Source organism: Sphingobium sp. AP50, assembly GCF_900109095.1.
GTDB lineage: Bacteria > Pseudomonadota > Alphaproteobacteria > Sphingomonadales > Sphingomonadaceae > Sphingobium.
The window spans coordinates 169,083-194,143 of sequence record NZ_FNYZ01000009.1 but is presented as its reverse complement, the minus strand read 5'-3'; the positions used below and the strand labels follow the sequence as shown (position 1 = coordinate 194,143).

Genomic DNA, 25,061 nt, shown 5'->3' with positions numbered 1-25,061 from the left:
GGGGGCCCAATAATGGCAAGAACATATCTGCATCTAGCTGGATGCGCTGCGACCGTGATCGTCGCGATGAGTGCGCAGGCTGCTTCAGCAGCGGAACCGGTACAATTCAAAATTCCCGCGCAGTCGATGCAGACGGCATTGACCCTGTTTGCCAAACAGTCCGGCATGCAGGTTCTCTTCCCCTATGATCAGGTCAATGGTCTTGCGGCAAGGACTGTCAGCGGCAAGATGACGCCGGACGCCGCGCTGACCCGCCTGATTGCCGGCAGCGGGCTGAAGGTCACCCTGTCGAACAGCAATGTCGTCGCGCTTTCCATGCCCGGGCACACAAGCCGCAGTCGCGCAGTAGAGGTCGCCAGCCTGGGCGTGACCGGCCTTCCTTTTGCCATGCAGTCGGCAGGCGCCATTCCCGCCGCCGGGGCCCTGCCGCAAGCGGCCGCAGAGGAAGCGCCGGCCAATATCGTCGTCACCGGTTCGCGCGGCCTGGCCCGCACGGTGGAAGACAGCCCGACGCCGATCGACGTGATCAAGGCGGACGAACTGACCAAGACCGGCAAGCCTGGCATTCTCTCCGCACTCAATACGCTGGTCCCTTCCTTCAACGTGCCCGCCCGTGCAGGCGGCGGCACCTCGACCGTCATTTCGACCGGCGGTCTGCGCGGCCTGAACCCGGACCAGACGCTGATCCTGGTCAACGGCAAGCGTCGCCACAAGACATCGCTGATCAACGCGGTGTCCTCGCTCTATAACGGCTCCGTGCCGGTCGATCTCGACATGATCCCGACGTCGGCCGTCGACCATATCGAAGTGCTGCGCGACGGTGCGGCGGCGCAATATGGCTCTGACGCGATCGCTGGCGTCATCAACATCATCCTGAAGGACGCCGATCATGGCGGCACGGCCAGCTTTTCGGCCGGCCAGAATATGGACCGCTCCGACGGCGAGATCTTCCAGGCCGACGCCAGCATCGGCACGAAGCTGGGCGAGAGCGGCTTTGCCGACTTCTTCATCAGCGCCAAGAAGCAGATGATGTCGAACCGCGCCCGTGCCATCGGCGAATGTACGGCTGTGGGCGACAGCGACTGCCTCTATCTGCCCGTCAATGGCGCGATCGATCCGCGCGAAGCGACGGCCGACCGCATGGTTACGAAGAATTACGGCAACTTCCCGGCCGAGGCGATCACGCTGGGCTATAATGCCGGTTACAATCTGGGCAGCGTCGAACTCTATTCCTTCGGCACTTTCGGGCAGCGCGATTCGCAGCTCGACTATACCTTCCGTCGCCCGTCCGCTGCGGAATCGCTGCCGGAAGTCTATCCCAACGGCTTCCGTCCGCGTCGCAACATCAAGGAACAGGATTTCGAATTCGAAGTCGGCGTGAAGGGTGAAATGTCCGGCTGGGACTGGGACCTGAGCAGCGGCTATGGCAAGAACCGATCGCGCCAGCTCGGTTCGCTGACGATCAACTCCTCGCTTGGCCCGACGAGCCCGACCGAATTCTATATCGGCTCGCTGATCTCGTCGGAATGGAAGACGACGTTCGACATCACCCGTGGCTATGATGTCGGCAGCGGCAACCTTCAGGTGTCGGCCGGCCTTCAGCACCGCCGCGAAACCTATGAAGTGGTCGAGGGGGACGAGGCCAGCTCGGCACTGGGTACCTACAGCTATGTCAACGCTGCGGGCGTGACGGTGACGCCGGAAACGGGTGGTCAGGCGGCCAACGGCTTCACCGCCGAAGACGCCGGCAAGATGGCCCGCAACAATCTGGGCGCCTATGTCGATGTCGCTTATGATCCCAATGAGAAGATCACGATCGGTGGCGCCGTCCGCTTCGAACATTTCGATGATGACTCGGGCGACACGCTGATCGCGAAGCTGAATGGCCGTTATGCCGTAACGCCCTGGCTGTCGCTGCGTGGCGCGGTCAGCACCGGTTTCCGCGCGCCGGGTTTGGCCCAGCAAATCTATGCCACCACCACCGGCCAGTTCCGCGTTCTGGAAGGCATTGAAGATCCGGTTCGTCTCCAGATCAAGACGCTGCCCGTGGGCTCTGCCGCCGCCATCGCGCTGGGTGCCAAGCCGCTGACCCCGGAGAAGTCGACCAACTTCAGCGCCGGCTTCGTCCTGACGCCGTTCCGCAACTTCACTCTGTCGGTCGACGCCTATCAGATCAAGGTCAAGGACCGCATCGCGATCACCAGCACGCTGACCGGCGATGCTGTCTCCGCGATCTTGGTCGAAAATGGCCTGTCGCCTTACATCAGCGCGCAATATTACACCAATGCGATCGACACCCGAACGCGCGGTGTCGATGTGGTGGCGACCTATCGCCACACTATCGGCAGCTTCGCCAAGATGGACTGGAGCATCGGCTATAATTACAACAAGAATATAATCACCCGCATTGCCGACAATCCGCCCGAACTGGCGGCGCTGGGCGCGAACTATGTCCTGTTCGACCGCGTGTCGCAGTCGAACCTGACCGAAAATCTGCCGAAGACGAAATTCTACATCGGCAACCTGCTGAGCGTCGGCGACTTTTCGCTCAATACCCGCGTGGTCCGCTATGGCGCGGTCGCCTCGCTCCAGAACCAGACCAGCCGCGACCGCTATTTCGGTGCGAAGTGGCTGACCGACGCGGAACTGACCTGGAAGGTCAACGACACGCTGGGCGTCAGCATCGGCGCGAACAACCTGTTCAACGTCTATCCGGACGAAAATGGCATCGCCAGCGCCGCCAACGGATCGGGCTTCTATCCCACGACGATCCCCTACGGCTTCACCGGCGGCTATTATTACGGCCGTCTGACGATCTCTTACTGAGGAAGTGGGCGGATCGTGCGTCAGAAAAGCATGTGTGACAAAAGGGGTTTGAAAATGCGTTCGGTATCAGCGGGACTGACGCTGGCTCTGGCAACGCTGGCCGTGGGGGCTTCGGTCCCCATGGGCAGCGGGGTGCAGGCCCAATCGAAAAGCAGCTTCGGCGGCGGCGAGATATTGTGGGACAGCTTCGGCGTGCCCCATGTCTATGGCAAGACGGAGGCGGGCGCCTTCTATGGCTTTGGCTATGCGCAGGCGCATAATCATGGTGACATTCTGCTGCGCATGTACGGGGAATCCCGTGCGAAGGCGGCCGAATATTGGGGCGAAAAATTCGCCAAGCAGGATGAGTGGCTGATCGGCAATGATGTGCCGGCACGCGGCCTTGCCTGGTACAAGCAGCAGACGCCGCAGATGCGGTCGAACCTGGATGCCTTTGCCGCCGGCGTGAACGCCTATGCCAAGGCGAACATCAACAAGATCGATCCTGAAGTTCGTCAGGTTCTGCCGCTGACCGGCGTCGATATCATGACGCATGCTCACAAGCTCATGAACTTCCAATATATCGCGTCCGACCGCCGGGTGCTGGTCAATCCGGAAACTAACGAAGCGGGCGGGTCCAACGCCTGGGCCGTCGCGCCTTCGCGCACGAAGAGCGGCAATGCGATGCTGCTGGCCAACCCGCATTTGCCCTGGGAGCCGGGTCCGCTGACCTATATGGAGGCGCATATCAATGCGCCGGGCATGGCCATCTATGGCGCGACGCAGGTCGGCCTGCCGGTGATGCGCTTCGGCTTCAACAATGATCTGGGCTTCACCAACACGGTGAACACCATGCTGGGGTACAGCAGCTTTGCCCTGACCCTGACCGATGGCGGCTACAGCTTCGACGGCAAGACGCTGCCGTTCAAGACCGCGCAGAAGAGCTACAAGGTCAAACAGGCCAATGGCTCGCTCAAGACCGTGACCTTCACCCAGCGCTATGCGGTGCAGGGTCCGGTATTCGACCTGCCCGGCGGCAAGACGACGATCGCGGTCAAGGTCGCGGGGCTGGATCGCCCCGGCGTGCTCCAGCAATATCTGGACATGGGCAAGGCCCATGACTGGGCGGGCTTTGAAAAGGCGCTGCGCCAGATGCAGGTGCCGATGTTCAACATCGTCTATGCCGACCGTGGCGGGCATATCCTCTATCTCGACAACGGCATCCTGCCCAAGCATGCCGAGGGCGACGTAAAGATGTGGTCGAAGCCGGTGGCGGGCGACACGTCGAAGACGCTGTGGACCGATGTGCACAGCTATGACGAGATGCCCAAGGTGCTCGATCCAGTGTCCGGCTTCGTCCAGAACGCCAATGATCCGCCATGGCTGTCGACCTGGCCGCGCGTGCTCGATCCCAAGAAATTCCCGGCCTATGTCGCCAATGTCGGCCCGGTCAGCCAGCGCGCGCAAATGTCGGTCAAGCTGCTGAGCGAAGGCCCCAAATTCAGCTTCGAGGAATTTGTCGCCAAGAAGCATGAAATGCGTTCGCTGATGGCCGACCGGATGATCCCGGAACTGGAACGGGCGGCGCAGGGCAATAGCGATCCTGACGTCCGCAAGGCGATCAACCTGCTCAAGGCGTGGGACCATCGCGATACAGCCGATGCGCGCGGCGCGTTGCTGTTCGAGACCTGGGCATCGATCTTCTCGCCCAATAACTTCACCGACCAGCGCAACTATGCGGTGAAATGGTCGATCGACGATCCCCTCCAGACGCCGCGGGGGCTGAAGGACCCGGCCGCTGCCGTCGCGATGCTGAAGCAGGCCGTCGCCAAGACCAAGGAGCTTTATGGCGCGGTCGACCGCCCCTATGGCGAAGTGTCCCGCTTCCGCGTGGGGAATACCAGCCTTCCGGGCAATGGCGGCTTTGGCAATACCGGCATCTTCCGCACCATCACCTGGGAGCCGATGAAGAATGGCGAGCGCAAGCCGCGCGCGGGCGAAACCTGGGTCGCGATGATCGAGTTTTCGACCCCCCTAAAGGCGCAGGGCCTGATGAGCTATGGCAGTTCCAGCCAGCCCGGATCAAAACATATGGGCGATCAGCTGCAACATCTGTCGGAAGGCAAGCTGCGCACCCTGTGGATCGACCGCAAGGATGTGGAAGCCCATGTCGAAGACAGGACGGCCTTCTGATGCGCGGCATGATCCTGACGGCCTGTGCCGCATTGCTGGCGGGCGCTTCTGCGCCCGCCTTCGCCGAACCCTATGACAATAGCGCCCTGACCGGCAGCTATCATTCGGTCCATGCCAAGAGCTTCTGGAGCAACGACCAGTTCCCGAAGAATTTCAGCCTGACGATCGAAGTGACGTTCACGGCTTCGGGCATGGACTATAAATCGGCCAACGACAGCAACAAGGGGCAGGTGCACGGCAACAGCTTCCATGTGGCGCTGGATGACAGCATCACGCCGCTGCCGGGCAAACCGCGCTATAATCAGGTGCGGATGAAGCAGTTGGGGCCGCGCCAGTTCCAGATGCTGGAAAACAAGGATGGCGATGTGATCGTCGGCCAATATTGGCAGTTTTCCGAAGACGGGAAGACGCTGACCCGCTGGGGCGTGGGCAAGGCGCCCGATGGCGTGTCCAAGGCGTTCCTCGAAACCTTCGAACGGGTCGAGAAATGACATCCGCCTTGCTGAAAATCACGGTGGCCGGTCTTGCGCTGATGGCGGCCGGGGCTGCCACGGCGGCTGCGCCTGATGCCCGCAAGGCGCATGAGGGCATGATCGTGCTCGACACCCATTTCGATACGCCCGCCAATCTGGGGCGGCCGGAATGGAATATCATGGACCGGCATGTCGAGGCGACCGATGGCGATCAGGTCGACCTGCCCCGCATGATCGACGGCGGCGTGGATGGCGGCTTCTTCGCCATCTTCACCGCGTCCGGCCCGCGCACGTCCGAAGGCGACCGCGCGGCGCGCGACTTCGCTATCCGGCGTGGCGTGCAGATTCGCGAGATGATCGCCAAACATGCCGATACATTCTCGCTCGCCATCACCGCCGATGACGCCGAAGCAGCGGTGAAGCAGGGCAAGCGCTTCGTGTTCCTGAGCATGGAGAATGGCTATCCGTTCGAGCGTGACATCAGCTTGATGTCCGCCTTCCGCAGCCTGGGCGTCACGATGATGAGCCCGGTGCACACGAAGAATAATGATCTGGCCGATAGTTCGACGGATAAGCCGGAATGGAATGGCCTGTCCCCCGCTGGCAAGGCCTATGTGGCGGAGGCCAATCGGCTTGGCATCCTGATCGACCTGTCGCATGCGTCCGATGCAGTGGTGCGCCAGACGGTGGCCCTGTCCAAGGCGCCGATCATCCTGTCGCATTCGGGCATGCGCGGCGTGTTCGATCATCCGCGCAACATTCCTGATGCGGAAGCCAAGCTGATCGCGGAGAAGGGCGGCGTCATCCAGATCAACGCCTTCAACGCCTATATGATCGCGACGCCCAAGATTCCGGAGCGCGAGGCGGCGCTCAAGGAACTGATGGCGGGTTTCATGTCGCGGGCCAATATGAGCGCGCAGGAACGGCGCGACCTGATTGCCAGGCGCAAGGAAATCGACGCCAGATGGCCGGTCCCGCAGGCGACCTTCGATGATCTGATGAAGCATATCCTGCATGCCATCAAGCTGGTCGGGATCGACCATATCGGCATCAGCGGCGACTTTGACGGCGGCGGCGGGATCGAGGGATTCCGCGACATTACCGACTTCCCCAAGGTCACGGCTGCGCTGCTCAAGGCGGGCTATAAGGCCGAGGATATTGCCGGCCTGTGGGGCGGCAACGCCTTGCGCGTGCTGCGCGCGGCGCAGGTCGGCGCAGAACCCGGCACCGTCCCTGCCATCCCCTTCACCAACTGACCCAATTGCGACGATAAAGAGGAACTGCCGTGAATAGCTCCAGCACGATGCGCGCGAAACTGGCCCTGCTGCTCCTGTCGGGCGCGGCGATCGCGGGTGCGCCCGCCATTGCGCAGGCCCCCGAAACCGGTCAGCATTTCGAGGCGATCCAGCGCGACCTGTTCGATGAGGCGGGATCGCTCTCCAACGCCTGGGCCGATTTCGACAAGGATGGCGACCTCGACTTCGCGGTCACGATGAAGAGCGGCGCGATCCATCTCTATCGCAACGACAACGGGACGTTCGTGCGGGTTGGGGAAGCGATGGGCCTTCCGACCGCGGGCGGTGAATTCCGTGCGATCAGCTGGGCCGATTATGACGGGGACGGCTGGCTGGACCTGTTCGCCGGCTCCTCCCTGCCCGACAAGCCGAGCGCGCTGTTCCGCAATATCGAAGGCAAAAGGTTCGAGAATGTGGCGGAGAAGGTCGGCCTGACCATGGTCAATCCCGGTCGCGCGTCGCGCCAGAATAACTGGATCGACGTCGACAATGACGGGAAACTCGACCTCTACGCCACCGACCGCATCGGCAAGAACCGCCTCTATCGCAATGATGGCGGCGCTTTCAGCCAGATCATGGCCGACACGGACCCGACCGTGTTCAAATCGACCGTGGGCGCCTGCTGGCTGGATTATGATCAGGACGGCAAGCTCGACCTGTTCCTGGCCAACCAGTCGGGCAAGACCGACTCCCTCTACCATAATGAGGGCGACCGCTTCGTCGATGTCGCGCCCAAGCTGGGCATGGACATGCCCGGTCGCGGGAAGGAAGATGGCGGCGTCGGCTGTGCCGTGGGCGATTTCGACAATGACGGCCTGCTCGACATCTTCGTGCCCAATTATGGCAAGAATGTCCTGTGGAAGAATGACGGCAAGGGCGGCTTCATCAATGTCGCGGCGCAGATGGGCGTCGATGTCGAGAATCATGCCGTCGGCGCATCCTGGGGCGACTATGATAATGACGGTTTCCTCGATCTCTATATAACCTCCTATCATGGCAAGACGCCCAATCAGGTGCCGGCTGTCTCGCTCTTCCACAATGAAGGCGGCAAGCGCTTCGTCAATGTGATCGACCAATATCCGATCCTGAACGATGGCGACCATGGCGTGGAATGGGTGGATTATGACGGCGACGGCGCGATCGACCTGACCGTGACGCACGGTTACAGCGCGGTCGGCGGCCATTTCATCTTCCGCAACGTCATGCCCGCCGCGCAGGCCGCGCGCGCGATCAACATCATGCCGCTGGATGCAAAGGGGCGTCCCGCCAAGCCTGGCACCGAAATTCGCCTGTACGACAGCAAGAAGCGCGTACTGGCGACCCGCATGGTTTCGACCGGTGGCGGCTATGGCGCGCAGAGCGTGACGCCGCTGCACTTTGGCCTCAAGTCCATGGACAAGGTTTCGGTGGCCGTCACCTGGCTGACGGCCAAGGGGCGCAAGGTGCAGTGGCTCAACAACGTTCGCCCCGCCGATTATAAGGCGAAGGTGCTGACGGTTCAGCAGAAAAACTGAACCCATCGGCGTGAATGGCAGGAACTGACCAGTCCGGGCGTTCCGGGCCACGTCGTCTTGACCATCAGAACTGCATGACTTGTCAGCCAGCTCGGGCGTCTGGCTGACAAGCATGTTCGCGAAATCTGCTCCGTCTTATATGCCGGAGCAGGGCTGTCGGCTGCTCGAAGGCTGCATAAGCAGTAATATTCTGGTCCCTGCCGTGCTTCGGTTAGCCCAGCAACTGCTCGTCCGGTTCCAAATGATCGGCTGAATATATTGCCGACAGATGTGAAGCAGGCCCTTTGTTCCGGCCGATCTGAAAAATCGAATCCGAAATCGGAATCCTTGCATCAACCTGTAGCCACCGCCGTTTGTTCGGGCGCTGCGGGCTCTTTTGACGTCTTGAAGAACGCGCGGCGATCCCCTGCGCAGTCCCACGTCAATGGCTGCATCAGGGAGGAAAAAGGGATCGACGATGGCCGCTGAGATTATCGACAAAATGACGGGCGCAGTCGCGCAGACTTCAGTTGAAGCCATCCGATTGGACCATCCCAGCATTGTCAGGCTGGATTTGAGCCCCGATGCCATCTCTGCTTTTGAACAGAGTGACAACGCGCTGCTCATCCGGCTCAAAGATGGCCAGATCATTAGAATCGAGAATTTCTACCAGCATTTTGATGGCGTCGATAACAATCTGGTCCTGCGTGACGATGAAGGTACGCAATGGCTTGCCCGATCGGGAAGCCGCTCTCCCCATTTCTCGATCCTGGACGACATTGACGATCTGATCGCCGCAGCCGGTGGTGGAGCGCCCGCATCGGCACTTGTTCTGCCTGTCCTCATCAGCGGTGTCGGCATGGCAGGCCTCGCTGCCACCGCTGATGATCGGGATGATAGTGATGCAGATGCAGATGCAGATGCAGATGCAGATGCAGATGCGGACGCTGATGCCGATGCGGACGCTGATGCAGACGCGGATGCCGATGCAGATGCGGATGCGGATGCGGATGCTGATGCTGATGCTGATGCTGATGCTGATGCTGATGCTGACGCTGATGCTGACGCTGACGCTGATGCTGATGCAGATGCAGATGCGGACGCTGACGCTGACGCTGACGCTGATGCCGATGCCGATGCTGATGCTGATGCTGATGCCGATGCGGACGCTGATGCAGACGCGGATGCCGATGCCGATGCAGATGCGGATGCAGACGCAGATGCAGATGCAGATGCAGATGCTGACGCTGACGCTGACGCGGATGCAGATGCAGATGCAGATGCAGATGCCGATGCCGATGCGGATGCCGATGCCGATGCAGATGCAGATGCTGATGCAGATGCAGATGCCGATGCTGACGCTGACGCTGACGCTGACGCTGACGCAGATGCAGACGCTGATGCGGACGCTGACGCTGACGCTGATGCAGATGCAGATGCAGATGCTGATGCTGATGCTGACGCAGATGCGGACGCTGATGCAGATGCTGACGCTGACGCTGACGCTGACGCTGACGCTGACGCTGACGCTGACGCTGACGCTGATGCAGACGCAGATGCTGACGCGGATGCCGATGCCGATGCGGATGCAGATGCAGATGCAGATGCAGATGCAGATGCAGATGCTGATGCTGATGCAGATGCAGATGCAGATGCAGATGCTGATGCTGATGCTGATGCGGACGCCGATGCAGATGCTGACGCTGACGCGGATGCAGATGCTGATGCAGACGCTGACGCTGACGCGGATGCAGATGCCGATGCGGACGCTGATGCCGATGCGGATGCCGATGCCGATGCAGATGCGGATGCAGATGCAGATGCAGATGCTGATGCAGATGCTGATGCTGATGCTGATGCTGATGCAGATGCAGATGCGGATGCGGATGCGGATGCGGATGCTGATGCTGATGCTGATGCTGATGCTGATGCTGATGCTGATGCTGATGCTGATGCGGACGCCGATGCAGATGCTGACGCTGACGCGGATGCCGATGCAGATGCAGATGCAGATGCAGATGCTGACGCGGATGCAGATGCAGACGCTGATGCAGATGCCGATGCGGACGCGGATGCCGATGCAGATGCAGATGCAGATGCCGATGCAGATGCAGATGCAGATGCAGATGCAGATGCAGATGCAGATGCAGATGCAGATGCCGATGCCGATGCTGACGCTGATGCAGACGCGGATGCCGATGCCGATGCGGATGCGGACGCAGATGCTGATGCTGATGCTGATGCTGATGCTGATGCTGATGCCGATGCTGACGCGGATGCTGATGCTGATGCTGATGCTGATGCTGATGCTGATGCCGATGCGGACGCTGATGCAGACGCAGATGCCGATGCGGATGCTGACGCTGACGCTGACGCAGATGCAGATGCTGATGCAGATGCAGATGCCGATGCCGATGCGGATGCTGACGCTGACGCTGACGCTGACGCAGATGCAGACGCTGATGCGGACGCTGACGCTGATGCAGATGCAGATGCAGATGCAGATGCTGATGCTGATGCTGACGCAGATGCGGACGCTGATGCAGATGCTGACGCTGACGCTGACGCTGACGCTGACGCTGATGCAGATGCAGATGCAGATGCAGATGCCGATGCCGATGCCGATGCCGATGCCGATGCGGATGCTGACGCTGACGCTGACGCTGACGCTGACGCTGACGCAGACGCTGATGCGGACGCTGACGCTGACGCTGATGCAGATGCAGATGCAGATGCTGACGCTGACGCTGACGCAGATGCGGACGCTGATGCAGATGCTGACGCTGATGCAGACGCAGATGCTGACGCTGACGCGGATGCCGATGCGGATGCCGATGCAGACGCTGACGCAGATGCCGATGCCGATGCGGACGCTGATGCCGATGCGGATGCTGACGCTGACGCTGACGCTGACGCGGATGCAGATGCAGATGCAGATGCAGACGCTGATGCTGATGCGGACGCTGATGCCGATGCAGATGCTGACGCGGATGCAGATGCAGATGCTGACGCTGACGCGGATGCGGACGCTGATGCAGATGCAGATGCAGATGCAGATGCGGACGCTGATGCAGATGCAGATGCGGACGCTGATGCGGACGCTGATGCTGATGCTGACGCTGATGCTGATGCTGACGCGGATGCCGATGCGGACGCGGACGCGGATGCCGATGCCGATGCCGATGCAGATGCGGACGCGGATGCCGATGCTGATGCTGATGCAGATGCAGATGCGGATGCCGATGCTGACGCTGACGCTGACGCAGATGCAGACGCTGATGCGGACGCTGACGCTGACGCTGATGCAGATGCTGATGCTGATGCTGACGCAGATGCGGACGCTGATGCAGATGCAGATGCAGATGCTGACGCAGATGCAGATGCAGATGCAGATGCTGACGCTGATGCAGATGCAGATGCAGATGCAGATGCAGATGCCGATGCTGACGCTGACGCTGACGCTGACGCTGACGCTGATGCTGATGCTGATGCTGATGCTGATGCTGATGCAGATGCGGACGCTGACGCTGATGCAGACGCAGATGCTGACGCTGACGCGGATGCAGATGCCGATGCGGATGCCGATGCAGACGCTGACGCAGATGCGGATGCGGATGCGGATGCGGACGCAGATGCCGATGCGGACGCTGATGCCGATGCGGATGCTGACGCTGACGCTGACGCTGACGCGGATGCAGATGCCGATGCAGATGCAGACGCAGACGCAGATGCTGACGCTGACGCGGATGCGGACGCTGATGCAGATGCAGATGCCGATGCGGATGCGGATGCGGACGCTGATGCTGACGCTGATGCTGATGCTGACGCTGATGCTGATGCGGATGCGGACGCTGATGCAGATGCGGACGCTGATGCGGACGCTGATGCTGATGCGGACGCTGATGCAGATGCTGACGCTGATGCAGACGCTGACGCTGATGCAGACGCAGATGCTGACGCTGACGCGGATGCCGATGCGGACGCGGACGCGGATGCCGATGCCGATGCCGATGCAGATGCGGACGCGGATGCCGATGCTGATGCAGATGCAGATGCCGATGCAGATGCGGATGCCGATGCTGACGCTGACGCTGACGCTGACGCAGATGCAGACGCTGATGCGGACGCTGACGCTGATGCAGATGCAGATGCAGATGCAGATGCAGATGCAGATGCTGATGCTGACGCTGACGCTGACGCAGATGCGGACGCTGATGCAGATGCTGACGCTGACGCTGACGCTGACGCTGATGCAGACGCAGATGCTGACGCTGACGCGGATGCAGATGCAGACGCTGACGCAGATGCGGACGCAGATGCCGATGCCGATGCGGACGCTGATGCCGATGCCGATGCGGATGCTGACGCTGACGCTGACGCTGACGCTGACGCGGATGCAGATGCAGATGCAGATGCAGATGCAGATGCAGATGCAGACGCTGATGCTGATGCGGACGCTGATGCCGATGCAGATGCTGACGCGGATGCAGACGCAGACGCAGATGCAGATGCAGATGCTGACGCTGACGCGGATGCGGACGCAGATGCCGATGCCGATGCGGACGCTGATGCAGATGCAGATGCAGATGCGGACGCTGATGCGGACGCTGATGCTGATGCTGATGCTGACGCTGATGCTGATGCTGACGCTGATGCTGATGCTGATGCTGATGCAGATGCAGATGCGGACGCTGATGCTGATGCTGACGCTGATGCAGACGCTGACGCTGACGCTGACGCTGATGCAGACGCTGACGCTGATGCAGACGCAGATGCTGACGCTGACGCGGATGCCGATGCGGACGCGGACGCGGATGCCGATGCCGATGCAGATGCAGATGCGGACGCGGATGCCGATGCTGATGCAGATGCCGATGCAGATGCGGATGCCGATGCCGATGCTGACGCTGACGCTGACGCTGACGCTGACGCAGATGCAGACGCTGATGCGGACGCTGACGCTGACTCTGATGCAGATGCTGATGCTGATGCTGACGCAGATGCTGACGCTGATGCAGATGCAGATGCAGATGCAGATGCAGATGCTGATGCTGATGCAGATGCAGATGCAGATGCTGACGCTGACGCTGACGCTGACGCTGACGCTGACGCTGATGCAGATGCAGATGCTGATGCTGATGCTGATGCAGATGCGGACGCTGACGCTGATGCAGACGCAGATGCTGACGCTGACGCGGATGCAGATGCCGATGCAGATGCCGATGCGGATGCCGATGCAGACGCTGACGCAGATGCGGATGCGGATGCGGACGCAGATGCCGATGCGGACGCTGATGCCGATGCGGATGCGGATGCTGACGCTGACGCTGACGCGGATGCAGATGCCGATGCCGATGCAGATGCAGACGCTGATGCTGATGCTGATGCGGACGCTGATGCCGATGCAGATGCTGACGCGGATGCAGACGCAGATGCTGACGCTGACGCGGATGCGGACGCTGATGCAGATGCGGATGCGGACGCTGATGCTGACGCTGATGCTGATGCGGATGCGGACGCTGATGCCGATGCGGACGCTGATGCGGACGCTGATGCTGATGCGGACGCTGATGCAGATGCTGACGCTGATGCAGACGCTGATGCAGACGCAGATGCTGACGCTGACGCTGACGCGGATGCCGATGCGGACGCGGACGCGGATGCCGATGCAGATGCGGACGCGGATGCTGATGCAGATGCAGATGCCGATGCAGATGCAGATGCGGATGCCGATGCTGACGCTGACGCTGACGCTGACGCTGACGCAGATGCAGACGCTGATGCGGACGCTGACGCTGATGCAGATGCTGATGCTGATGCTGATGCTGATGCTGACGCAGATGCGGACGCTGATGCAGATGCAGATGCAGATGCTGACGCTGATGCAGATGCCGATGCGGATGCCGATGCAGACGCTGACGCAGATGCGGATGCGGATGCGGACGCAGATGCAGATGCAGATGCTGATGCTGACGCGGATGCAGATGCAGATGCTGATGCAGATGCAGATGCAGATGCCGATGCGGACGCTGATGCAGACGCGGATGCTGATGCTGATGCTGATGCCGATGCCGATGCAGATGCTGACGCGGATGCAGATGCTGACGCAGATGCTGATGCAGATGCAGATGCAGATGCCGATGCGGACGCTGATGCAGATGCAGATGCAGATGCCGATGCGGACGCTGATGCAGACGCTGATGCTGATGCTGATGCCGATGCAGATGCTGACGCGGATGCAGATGCTGACGCAGATGCTGATGCAGATGCCGATGCAGATGCAGATGCAGATGCAGATGCCGATGCCGATGCCGATGCCGATGCCGATGCCGATGCAGATGCAGATGCAGATGCAGATGCAGATGCGGACGCTGATGCAGATGCGGACGCTGATGCCGATGCCGATGCTGACGCTGACGCTGACGCTGACGCAGACGCAGACGCAGACGCAGATGCCGATGCAGACGCAGATGCTGATACCGACGCACCGTCGCCGCCGATTGCCCGGTTGAATGCGACGGGCACGATCTTGTCCGGCACGGCCGAGGCCAATGCGACGATCGAGATTCGCGATGCGGACGGCAATCTGCTTGGGACTGGTTCAGCAGATGGCGATGGAAATTATGCGATTGTCCTGGGAACGGCGCTCGACAATGGCGAGACGGTCAGCGTTACGCAGATCGATGCGGCTGGTAATATTTCCTCGCCGACGCTTGCTATCGCGCCTGATCTGACTCCTCCTGCGGCACCGGATGCCGTGCTGGACGGCACGAACAGTGTTACCGGAACGGGCGAGGCTGGCGCACTGATCACGGTTTATGATGCGGCTGGCGGGGTGCTGGGAACGGCCCAGGTTGGCAGCGATGGTAATTTCCAGGTGGCGCTGAGCACGCCCCAGAATAATGGCGAGACGTTGACCGTGCGGCAGACGGATGGGGCGGGCAATGTTTCCGATCCTGTCGAACTCATCGCGCCGGATGGCACTGCGCCGCTGGCACCGACAGCTCTGGTCACGGGTGATGGGCTGACGGTTATCGGCACGGCCGAAGCCGGGGCTACGGTTCGCATCTTCGATGCTGCTGGCGTCCTGATCGGAACGACGATTGCGCTGGGTGACGGCAGCTATTCCGCACCGCTGGACACGGCGCAGGCCAATGGCCAGTTGCTGACGGTTATTCAGTCGGATTCTGCCGACAATGCATCCCCGCCGACCGTCATCAGCGCGCCCGATCTCGATGCGCCGGTCGGGCCGGTCGCGAGTGTGACGGCTGACGGAATCGCGGTAACTGGTACAGGCGAAATTGGCGCCAGTGTCGAAGTGCGCGATTCGCTGGGTGGCCTGCTGGGCAGCGGCACGGTTCGTCCCGACGGCAGCTTCAGTATCACGCTCAATCCGCCGCTGACGAATGGCGAAGCACTGTCTGTCACGCTGACCGATGGTGCTGGCAACGAGTCCGATCCGACACCGATCGTGGCACCGGACCTGACTGCGCCCGATGCGCCGACCGGCGTGATCGCGGCCAATGGCGGATCTATCAGTGGGACCGGTGAGGCCGGTGCGACGATCAGCGTTACCGACGCCAGTGGCACGGTGATCGGCACGGCGATCGTGGATGGCGACGGCGACTATGTGGTCTTGTTCGATCCGGCGCTGGTCGATGGACAGGTGCTGGGCATCGTTCAGAGCGATCTGGCCGGCAATGTGTCCACCGGGATCAGCGTGACCGCGCCCGACTTTACCCCGCCGCCTGCACCTACGGCACAAATTGACGGCACCGGTACTGTTGTGACGGGATCGGTGATCACGGGCGAAGGCGTTGCTGGATCGACGATCGAGGTGCGTGCAGCCGATGGGACGCTGCTGGGCACTGGCATTGTCGATGCGCAGGGCAATTATACCGTCACCTTGAATACGCCGCAGGTGGATGGCGAAGCGCTGGCGGTGACGCAGGTGGATGGGGCGGGCAATGTGTCCGATCCGACACCGATCGTAGCGCCGGACCTGACTGCGCCCGATGCGCCAACCGGCGTGATCGCGGCCAACGGCGGATCGATCAGTGGCACCGGTGAGGCCGGTGCGACGATCAGCGTCACGGATGCCAGTGGCACGGTGATCGGCACGGCGATCGTGGATGGCGACGGCGACTATGTGGTGCTGTTTGACCCGGCGCTGGTCGATGGACAGGTGCTGGGGATCGTCCAGAGCGATCTGGCCGGCAATGTGTCGACCGGGATCAGCGTGACCGCGCCTGATTTCACGCCGCCGCCTGCGCCTACGGCAGAGATTGACGGCACCGGTACGGTGGTGACGGGATCGGTGATCACGGGCGAGGGCGTTGCGGGATCGACGATCGAGGTGCGTGCGGTCGATGGGACGCTGCTGGGCAGCGGCATTGTCGATGCGCAGGGCAACTATACCGTGACGCTCAATACGCCGCAGGTGGATGGCGAAGCGCTGGCAGTGACGCAGGTGGATGGCGCGGGCAATGTGTCCGATCCGACACCGATCGTTGCGCCAGACCTGACGGCGCCCGATGCGCCGACCGGCGTGATCGCGGCCAATGGCGGGTCGATCAGCGGCACCGGTGAGGCTGGCGCAAGCATCAGCGTCACGGATGCCAGTGGCACGGTGATCGGCACGGCGATCGTGGATGGCGACGGCGACTATGTGGTGCTGTTTGACCCGGCGCTGGTCGATGGACAGGTGCTGGGGATCGTCCAGAGCGATCTGGCCGGCAATGTGTCGACCGGGATCAGCGTGACCGCGCCTGATTTCACGCCGCCGCCTGCGCCTACGGCCGCGATCGATGGCACCGGTACGGTGGTGACGGGATCGGTGATCACGGGCGAAGGCGTTGCGGGATCGACGATCGAAGTGCGTGCAGCCGATGGGACGTTGCTGGGTACTGGCATTGTCGATGCGCAGGGCAACTATACCGTGACGCTCAATACGCCGCAGGTGGATGGCGAAGCATTGGCGGTGACTCAGGTGGATGGCGCCGGCAATGTGTCCGATCCGACACCGATCGTAGCGCCGGACCTGACTGCGCCTGATGCGCCGACCGGCGTGATCGCGGCCAATGGCGGGTCGATCAGCGGCACCGGTGAGGCTGGCGCAAGCATCAGCGTCACGGATGCCAGTGGCACGGTGATCGGCACGGCGATCGTGGATGGCGACGGCGACTATGTGGTGCTGTTTGACCCGGCGCTGGTCGATGGACAGGTGCTGGGCATCGTCCAGAGCGATCTGGCCGGCAATGTGTCGACCGGGATCAGCGTGACCGCGCCCGACTTCACCCCGCCGCCGGCACCTTCAGCCACGATCGATGCTAGCGGTGCGGTTGTGACTGGCGTTGGCATCGCCGGATCGACCATCGAGGTACGCGCGGCTGACAATAGTTTGCTGGGTACTGGCATCGTCAATGCCCAGGGCAATTACACGGTCATGCTGACGCCGCCGCAGGTGGACAGCCAGCCCTTGACCGTGACCCAGCTTGACGCGGCGAACAATGTCTCTGCGCCGATCAATCTGACGGCGCCGGACCTGACCGCCCCCGAACCGCCGACGGCGATCATCGCGGGCGACGGCGCGTCGATGACCGGCACGGGCGAGGTGGGCGCGACCATCAGCGTTCGCGATCCGTCCGGTGTGGAGATCGGCACGGCAACGGTGGATCCGGATGGCAACTGGAGCAGCGCGCTGACGCCTGCGCAGGTCCATGGCGAGCCGCTGACGGTCGTGCAGAGCGATCTTGCCGGCAATGAATCGGCAGAACTGCCGGTGACTGCGCCCAATCTGAACACGCCCGACGCACCCGATCCGGTGACGGCCATCGTGACGGCAGGTGGCGTGGCCGTGACCGGTACCGGCGAAGCGGGGGCGACGGTGACGGTCACTGGCCCTGGCGGCGTGCCGCTTGGTTCCGCAATCGTAGAGGCTGATGGCAGCTACAGCGTCACGCTGGACCCGGCGCAGGCCAATGGCGAGACTCTGGTCGTCATCCAGACCGATACGGACGGCTTGTCTTCCGTGCCGGTAGTCGTGACGGCCCCGGACATCACGCCGCCCGCCATACCGACGGCGCAGATCGATGCGACGGGTGCGGTCGTGAACGGTTCGGGCGAGAAGGGTGCGACCGTGACCGTGCGCGACGCCGACGGCGCGGTGGTCGGCACCGCGACCGTCGACGGGCAGGGCCATTATGTGGTGATGCTGTCGCCGGCCCAGGCCGATGGCACCTCGCTCCGCGTTACGCAGAGCGACGCGACGGGCAATGAATCCGGTCCTGCGATCGTGGTGACGCCTGACCTGACGGCGCCCGATGCGCCGCTGGGCGCGGTGACTGGCGATGGCGCAGCGGTGACGGGTACTGGCGAGGCCGGGGCGACGATCACCGTCACCAATGCAGCAGGAACGGTGCTGGGTACGACGACGGTTGCCGCGAATGGCAGCTATAGCGTTGCCCTCACTCCGTCGCAGGCCAATGGCGAAACGCTGACGCTCGTTCAGGCGGATAGCGCCGGGAATCTGTCCCCCACCGCCACTATCACGGCGCCCGATATTACGGCGCCTGACGCGCCGACGGGTACGGTTACGCCGGACGGCACGGCCGTTATCGGATCGGGTGAGGCCGGTGCGACGATCAGCATCACGAACGCGGCCGGCACCATAGTGGGTACGGCGGTCGTCGGTGCCAATGGCAGCTATGTCGTGACCCTGGCGAGCCCGCAGGTGAATGGCGAGACGCTGGGCGTGATCCAGACCGATGGCGCCGGGAATCCGTCTGCCGAAGTCGATGTGGTTGCGCCGGACATCACCGCGCCCGATGCGCCGACCGGCACGATCACGCCGAACGGCGCGATCATAAGCGGTACGGGTGAGGCTGGTGCGACGATAAGCATCACTGATGCCGGCGGTACCTTGCTGGGTACTGGCGTCGTTGCGGCCAATGGCACCTATTCGGTAACGCTGACCACGCAGCAGGCCAATGGGCAGGCGTTGTCGTTGGTCCAGACCGATGTTGCTGGCAATATATCGCCGACCCTGCCGATTACAGCGCCGGATATCACGGCGCCCACTGCGCCGACCGGCACGGTGGCTTCCGATGGCATCGTGGTGACCGGCACCGGTGAGGTCGGCGCGACGATCAGCATCACCGATCCTGCCGGTGTCGTGATCGGCACGGCGATCGTTAGCGCCAATGGCAGCTATTCGCTGTCCCTGGCGACGCCGCAACTGAACGGGGAAGTGCTGGGCATCATTCAGACGGACGGCGCCGGGAATCCGTCGGCGGAAGTCGATCTGATCGCGCCTGACAGCACGGCCCCCATCGCGCCCACCGGCACGATCCGTGGCGATGGTGCCGTGATCAATGGCACAGGCGAAGCTGGTGCCACGATCAGCGTCACCAATGCCGCGGGGACGGTGCTGGGCACCGCTACGGTCGCGGGCAATGGCAGCTATAGCGTCACCCTGACGCCGGCGCAGACCAATGGCGAAGCCTTGACGCTGGTCCAGTCCGACGCTGCGGGCAATGTGTCGCCGCAATTGCCGATTGTGGCGCCTGACACGACTGCTCCGGATGCGCCCACCGGCACGGTTGCGTCGGATGGCGCGACCGTTACGGGCACGGGTGAAGCGGGCGCGACGATCAGCATCACCGATCCGACGGGTACCGTCATCGGAACGGCAATCGTTGGCGCCAATGGCAGCTATGTCGCGACGCTGACCACGCCACAGCTCAATGGCGAGACGCTGGGCCTGATCCAGACCGATACGGCAGGCAATGCTTCGGCCGAGGTCGATCTGATCGCGCCGGATGTTACCCCGCCGGCGGCCCCGACCGGCAGCGTTACGCCTGACGGTACAATGGTGATCGGCACGGGCGAGGCTGGTGCGACGATCAGCATCACCGATCCGGCTGGTACGATCATCGGCACGGCGACGGTCGCGGGTGATGGCAGCTACAGCGTGACGCTGACCACGCCACAGGTGAATGGCGAGACGCTGGGCATCGTGCAGGCTGACCCTGCCGGCAATATCTCGCCCAGCGTGCCGACATTGGCGCCCGATATCACGCCGCCTGCCGCGCCGACCGGTGCGGTGACGCCCGACGGCCTGACCGTGAACGGTACAGGGGAAGCTGGCGCGACGATCAATGTGACCGACCCCTTGGGCACGGTCATCGGCACCGCCGTCGTCGCCGCCAATGGCAGCTACAGCGTGACGCTGAGCACGCCGCAGGTGAATGGCGAGACGCTGGGCATTACCCAGCGGGATGTCGCGGGCAATTTGTCGCCGGTGGCTTCGGTTGCCGCGCCGGATAGCACGCCACCCGCCGCACCGACCGGAGCCGTCTCGATCGGCGGGACGATCGTGACCGGCACCGGTGAACCGGGTGCGACCATCCGCATCAGCAATGCGGCGGGTGTGTTGCTGATCACGGCGATCGTTGCGGCTGATGGCAGCTATAGCGCGACGCTGCCCACGGCGCAGACCAATGGTGAGAGACTGAGCCTGATTCAGGTGGATGCCGCAGGCAATGGCTCGACTGAGGTGGCCTTGATCGCACCGGATACGACGCCGCCTGCCGCCCCGACGGCTGCCATTTCCGCCAATGGCGGAATAGTGACCGGTCAGGGTGAAGCCGGTGCGACAATCACCGTACGCGCCGCCGATGGATCAGTCCTTGGCAGCGCCTTGGTGGCCGCCAATGGCAGCTACAGCGTGACTCTGAATGCGGCGCAACTCAACGGCCAGCAACTGAGCGTCGGCCAGTCGGATGCGGCGGGCAACGCCTCGGCCAATGTCGGCGTGACGGCTCCCGATCATACCCCGCCCGATGCCCCGACGGCGGCGATCTCCGGCACCGGTACGGTCGTAACCGGCGTGGGTGAGGCAGGTGCCACCGTGACGATCACCAACGCCGCCGGCGTCATCATCGGCAGCGCGGTCGTCGCGGCGAATGGCAGCTATAGCGTGACGCTGACCCAGGCGCAGGCCAATGGCGAAACCGTCGGGATCATCCAGACCGATCCGGCGGGCAATGTGTCGGCCCAGACCAGCATAGTGGCGCCGGATATCACCCCGCCGCCTGCGCCGGCCAATCTGGCGGTCGATGCGACCGGCCTGACGCTGACCGGTATCGGCGAAGCGGGGGCGACGGTCCGGGTGCGGGACGGCAATGGCACGCTGATCGGAACGGCGCAGGTCGGTACCGACGGTCATTTCTCCGTCACCCTGTCCAGCCCGCAGATTGGCGGCGAAAATCTGACCGTGACGCAGACCGATCTGGCCGGCAACCCGTCGATCGCCGCCACAGTCGGCGCCCCGTTCGACATCGCCGCGTTCGACAATAGCGCGATCGCCCTGATCGACCTGTTGCCGGTATCGACATCGGTCAACCATGGCACGGCCAACTATACGGCGCTCGTGTCGCTAGACCTGCTGAACCTTAACCTACAGGTTCTGGGAACGCCGAGCGTCGGCTTTACCGTAGCGGACGGCCATAGCTTCAACGCGGTCTTCACCTATGATGCGACGCTCACCATCGGTGCGCTCAGCGGCTATACCGTCGCGGTGCAGCGCTGGAACGGATCGCAATGGGTCGCTGTAAATGGCGGCAGCGGCGTATCGCTGGTGCAACTCACCCTGCTGAACGGCAATCTGGTCAGCACGGAAACGCTGGGGCCGGGGCAATATCGGGCCTTTGCCGCTTTTGAAGGCACGCTTGGCCTGGGTCTGATAGGGGAACTGCATGTAACGGGCACTGATCTCGACTTCACCGATATCGGCGGCATCGTGCCCCAGCAGATCCACGGCAATGTCATCACCGATCCCAGCGCCGACGGTCATGTCGACATCGTCAGCCCGCAGACGCAAATTCAAAGCGTTACGGTCAATGGCGTGACAACGGCGGTCAATGCCGATGGCACGGTCGTCAACGGCGCCTTTGGTCGACTGGTGATCAATCTGGACGGCAGCTACAGCTATACGCCGTCCGCCAGTGCCGCAGCGATCGGGAAGACCGACATCTTCCAATATCAACTGATCGACCGGAGCGACGGCGAAACGGAGACGGCCAATCTGATCATCTCCATCGGCAGCGACGATATTACCGCCGCACCGATCGCCAATCATGACATTGCAACGGCGGCCGTCCAGTATCAGAATGTCGTGACGACAGTGCCGACGGCGCAGGAGTTCAGCTTCAGCACGCCGACGCTGGCAACCCGGTCGGGCAGCGACAGCTTCTCGGTCGCGTCCAACAGCCTGGCAGACATCACCATCACGGTGATCCGGGCCGGCACGATCGCGGTGTTGCCGAGTTACACGATCACGGTGCGCAATGCGGCGAACGCTGTGGTGGGCACCTATACGGCGACGGCCATTGCCGGATTGCCGCTGGGATCGGGCATCAGCCATACGTTCGAGGATCTGCCAGCGGGCAATTACACCTATACCGTGTCCAGTACCAATACGCTGGGTCTGACCTACAACACGACCGTCTATATCGGCGAGACGATAACCCATCTCGACCAGTATAGCGTGTCCGGTGTGACGGGTACGCAGGGTGAGTTGCTGGCCAATGACACGACGGGTACGGCCTTCGCCACGGTGAAGGTGGGCACCGGCACCGGCTTTGTCGAGGTGGGCGAAACGCCGATCGTGATCAACGGCACTTATGGCAAGCTGACCGTGAACGAGACGGGGCATTATAGCTATACGCCGGGAACGACGATCGCGCATTCGACCGTCAATCTGGTGGATAGCTTCACCTATCAGATCGTGCAGCCCAATGGCGTGTCGGCAACGGCCACGCTGGACGTGACGATCAATGTTGCCAGCGGATCGGCATCGGCGCTGATGTCGGTCGAGCAGACAAGTCTGCTGGTCGAAGATACGGTGGTGGCCAGCGATGATAGTCATGCCGCCGCCACTGCATCGTCCGATCAGACGGCACCCACGACGGATGAACCGGCGTCGTCCGACGAGATCGCATCGCTTTCGAGCGGTGACCTGATCCTCGCGGCGACGCAATCCGATCTGGTCGATCCGTCCGACAATATGCAGGATGCAACGACGGCGGACACTGATCCATCCGGCACGGTTGTCTCGGATGAAGTGCTGGGCGAACTGGCCTATCAGATGTTCGAAGGGCAGGGTGCTTTGGAAGATGTGCTGTCGGCCTATCTTGATAGTCAGCCATCGTCCGAGCAGGCTGATCCGGTCGAAGGCGCCGCTCCTGTGCCGGCTAGCGCTGATCTTACACCGGTAGATTTGCCTGAGGATCCGCTATCCTATCTGGCAACTCCTGACGATATCGACAAAAATAATCAGAATAATGGACATCAATTTTGATGTAATTTACAAATAAAATTATGTAATTTTATCCGTTGCGATGACGGAATAATATTAAAATCCATGTGTTAGCTTGTTCGTAACCAATGGAAATCATTCTCATCATAAACGGATGAGGATATGACCGGGATGGAAACAAGGTTCCATGGCGGCAAGTTCTATCTACTTGCCTTTGGCGCGATGCTGAACGTATCGGCCGGGGCGGTAGCGAATCCCGCAGATCGGGTGACTCTGGAAGAGGCCGCCCGAGAGGCTGTCGCCTGGCACCCTGTGCTGAGCGAGGTGGCCGGCGAACTCAACGCGCGCGGGACCGAGGTTGATGTGGCACGCGCGGGCTATTCGCCCCAGATCAGCGCGGGCGTCGCCACTGGCTATGACAGTCGCCTGACCAGTTCCTGGCGTCCGCGGCCGCAGATCAGCGCATCCCAGATGATCTATGATTTCGGGAAGGTGTCCAGCGCCGTCGAGTCCGCCTGGGCGGGCGTACGGATCGGGCAGGCGCAACTTTTGAGCGCGGTCGATGATCTGGTTCGCGACACCGGCTATGCGATGATCGAGGTGCAACGGGGCGAGGCGTTGCACCAGATCGCAATCGAGCAACTGGACCGCGTCCGCGCCATCAGCGATCTGGTCGACAACCGCGTGACCAAGGGCGCTGCGACCCAGTCCGACGGATTACAGGCGCTTGCCCGTGTCGAGGCAGTGATGGCCACCCTGTCGCAGATCGAGGCCGTTCGCCGTCGCTGGTCCAGCAATCTGGCCTTTCTGCTCGGCCGCCCGGCGCCCGCCGGGACCGTGGACAAGGATGTGCCGGGGTGGCTGATGGCCGCCTGCCGCCAGCCAACGGTCGACTGGAATGATGTCCCGGCAGTTATGGCTGCTGAAGCGCGCAAGGATCAGGCCAGGGCCGATCTGCGCCGCAGCAAGGCAGAGCAGTTGCCGACTATCTCGATCGGCGGGACAGGGACGATCGACGTATCCGATCCCCTGTCGGACCGGCGCAGTGCCTATACGATCGGCCTGAACGTCACCAACAATGTCTTCGGCGGCGGAATCACCAAGGCGCGGGTGCGAGGCGCCCAATATGCGCTGGATGCGGCGGAGGCAGCGACGGACCGAGTCCGCAACGAGACGGCCCAGCGCCTGTCGGAGTCGCAGCAGCAGATTGAGAGCCTCAACGCGCTGCTCAAGACCCTGTCTTCGCGGGAGGGCAATATGAGCGAAACCGGCAAGCTCTATCGCATGCAATATCTGGAAATGGGCACCCGCACGCTGGTCGACCTGCTCAACGCCGAACAGGAATATCAGCAGGTGCGGATGGAGGCGGCCAATACGGTCCATGACCTGCGCCGGCTGGAACTCGACTGTCTTTACAGTTCGGGGCGAGTGCGTTCGGCCTTTCACCTGACCGGCATGGTGGTGCGCGGGGTGACGCTGTGAC

The 25,061-nt window shown here is 62.2% G+C and carries 8 protein-coding genes and 1 pseudogene; all 9 read left to right on the top strand.

Annotated features, from left to right (window positions below; all coding sequences use genetic code 11):
- The first annotated feature begins 12 nt into the window (after positions 1-12).
- The 9 genes and pseudogenes from BMY84_RS16070 to BMY84_RS16030 all read left to right on the top strand — a co-directional run bounded on the left by BMY84_RS16070 (position 13) and on the right by BMY84_RS16030 (position 25,060).
- Entirely contained in the window at positions 13-2,826 is a 2,814-nt protein-coding gene (locus BMY84_RS16070) for a TonB-dependent receptor (RefSeq protein WP_093085178.1), read from the top strand.
- Between the two features lie 54 nt (positions 2,827-2,880).
- Positions 2,881-4,998, top strand: coding sequence for a penicillin acylase family protein (locus tag BMY84_RS16065; RefSeq protein ID WP_093085176.1), 2,118 nt, complete (start codon positions 2,881-2,883; stop codon positions 4,996-4,998).
- A complete protein-coding gene (locus tag BMY84_RS16060) occupies positions 4,998-5,489 on the top strand; it encodes a hypothetical protein (RefSeq protein ID WP_093085175.1) in 492 nt (163 codons plus the stop codon). Before BMY84_RS16065 ends, BMY84_RS16060 begins: the two co-directional genes overlap by 1 nt.
- Complete coding sequence (locus BMY84_RS16055) at positions 5,486-6,727, top strand: dipeptidase (protein ID WP_093085173.1); 1,242 nt, start codon at positions 5,486-5,488, stop codon at positions 6,725-6,727. Before BMY84_RS16060 ends, BMY84_RS16055 begins: the two co-directional genes overlap by 4 nt.
- A 29-nt stretch (positions 6,728-6,756) precedes the next feature.
- Positions 6,757-8,280: a CRTAC1 family protein gene (locus tag BMY84_RS16050; RefSeq protein WP_093085172.1), complete on the top strand. Its 1,524-nt coding sequence runs from the start codon at positions 6,757-6,759 to the stop codon at positions 8,278-8,280.
- Positions 8,281-8,704: 424 nt separating this feature from the next.
- A pseudogene (locus BMY84_RS30830) lies at positions 8,705-9,022 on the top strand (BapA prefix-like domain-containing protein); the annotation flags it as partial.
- Between the two features lie 121 nt (positions 9,023-9,143).
- Entirely contained in the window at positions 9,144-14,771 is a 5,628-nt protein-coding gene (locus tag BMY84_RS29210; RefSeq protein WP_177204044.1) for a hypothetical protein, read from the top strand.
- Positions 14,768-23,620, top strand: a complete 8,853-nt coding sequence (locus tag BMY84_RS30455; RefSeq protein ID WP_093085169.1) for a BapA/Bap/LapF family large adhesin — start codon at positions 14,768-14,770, stop codon at positions 23,618-23,620. The genes BMY84_RS29210 and BMY84_RS30455 overlap by 4 nt, the downstream gene beginning before the upstream one ends.
- Before the next feature lie 120 nt (positions 23,621-23,740).
- Entirely contained in the window at positions 23,741-25,060 is a 1,320-nt protein-coding gene (locus BMY84_RS16030) for a TolC family protein (protein ID WP_256215273.1), read from the top strand.
- Position 25,061 lies beyond the last annotated feature (1 nt).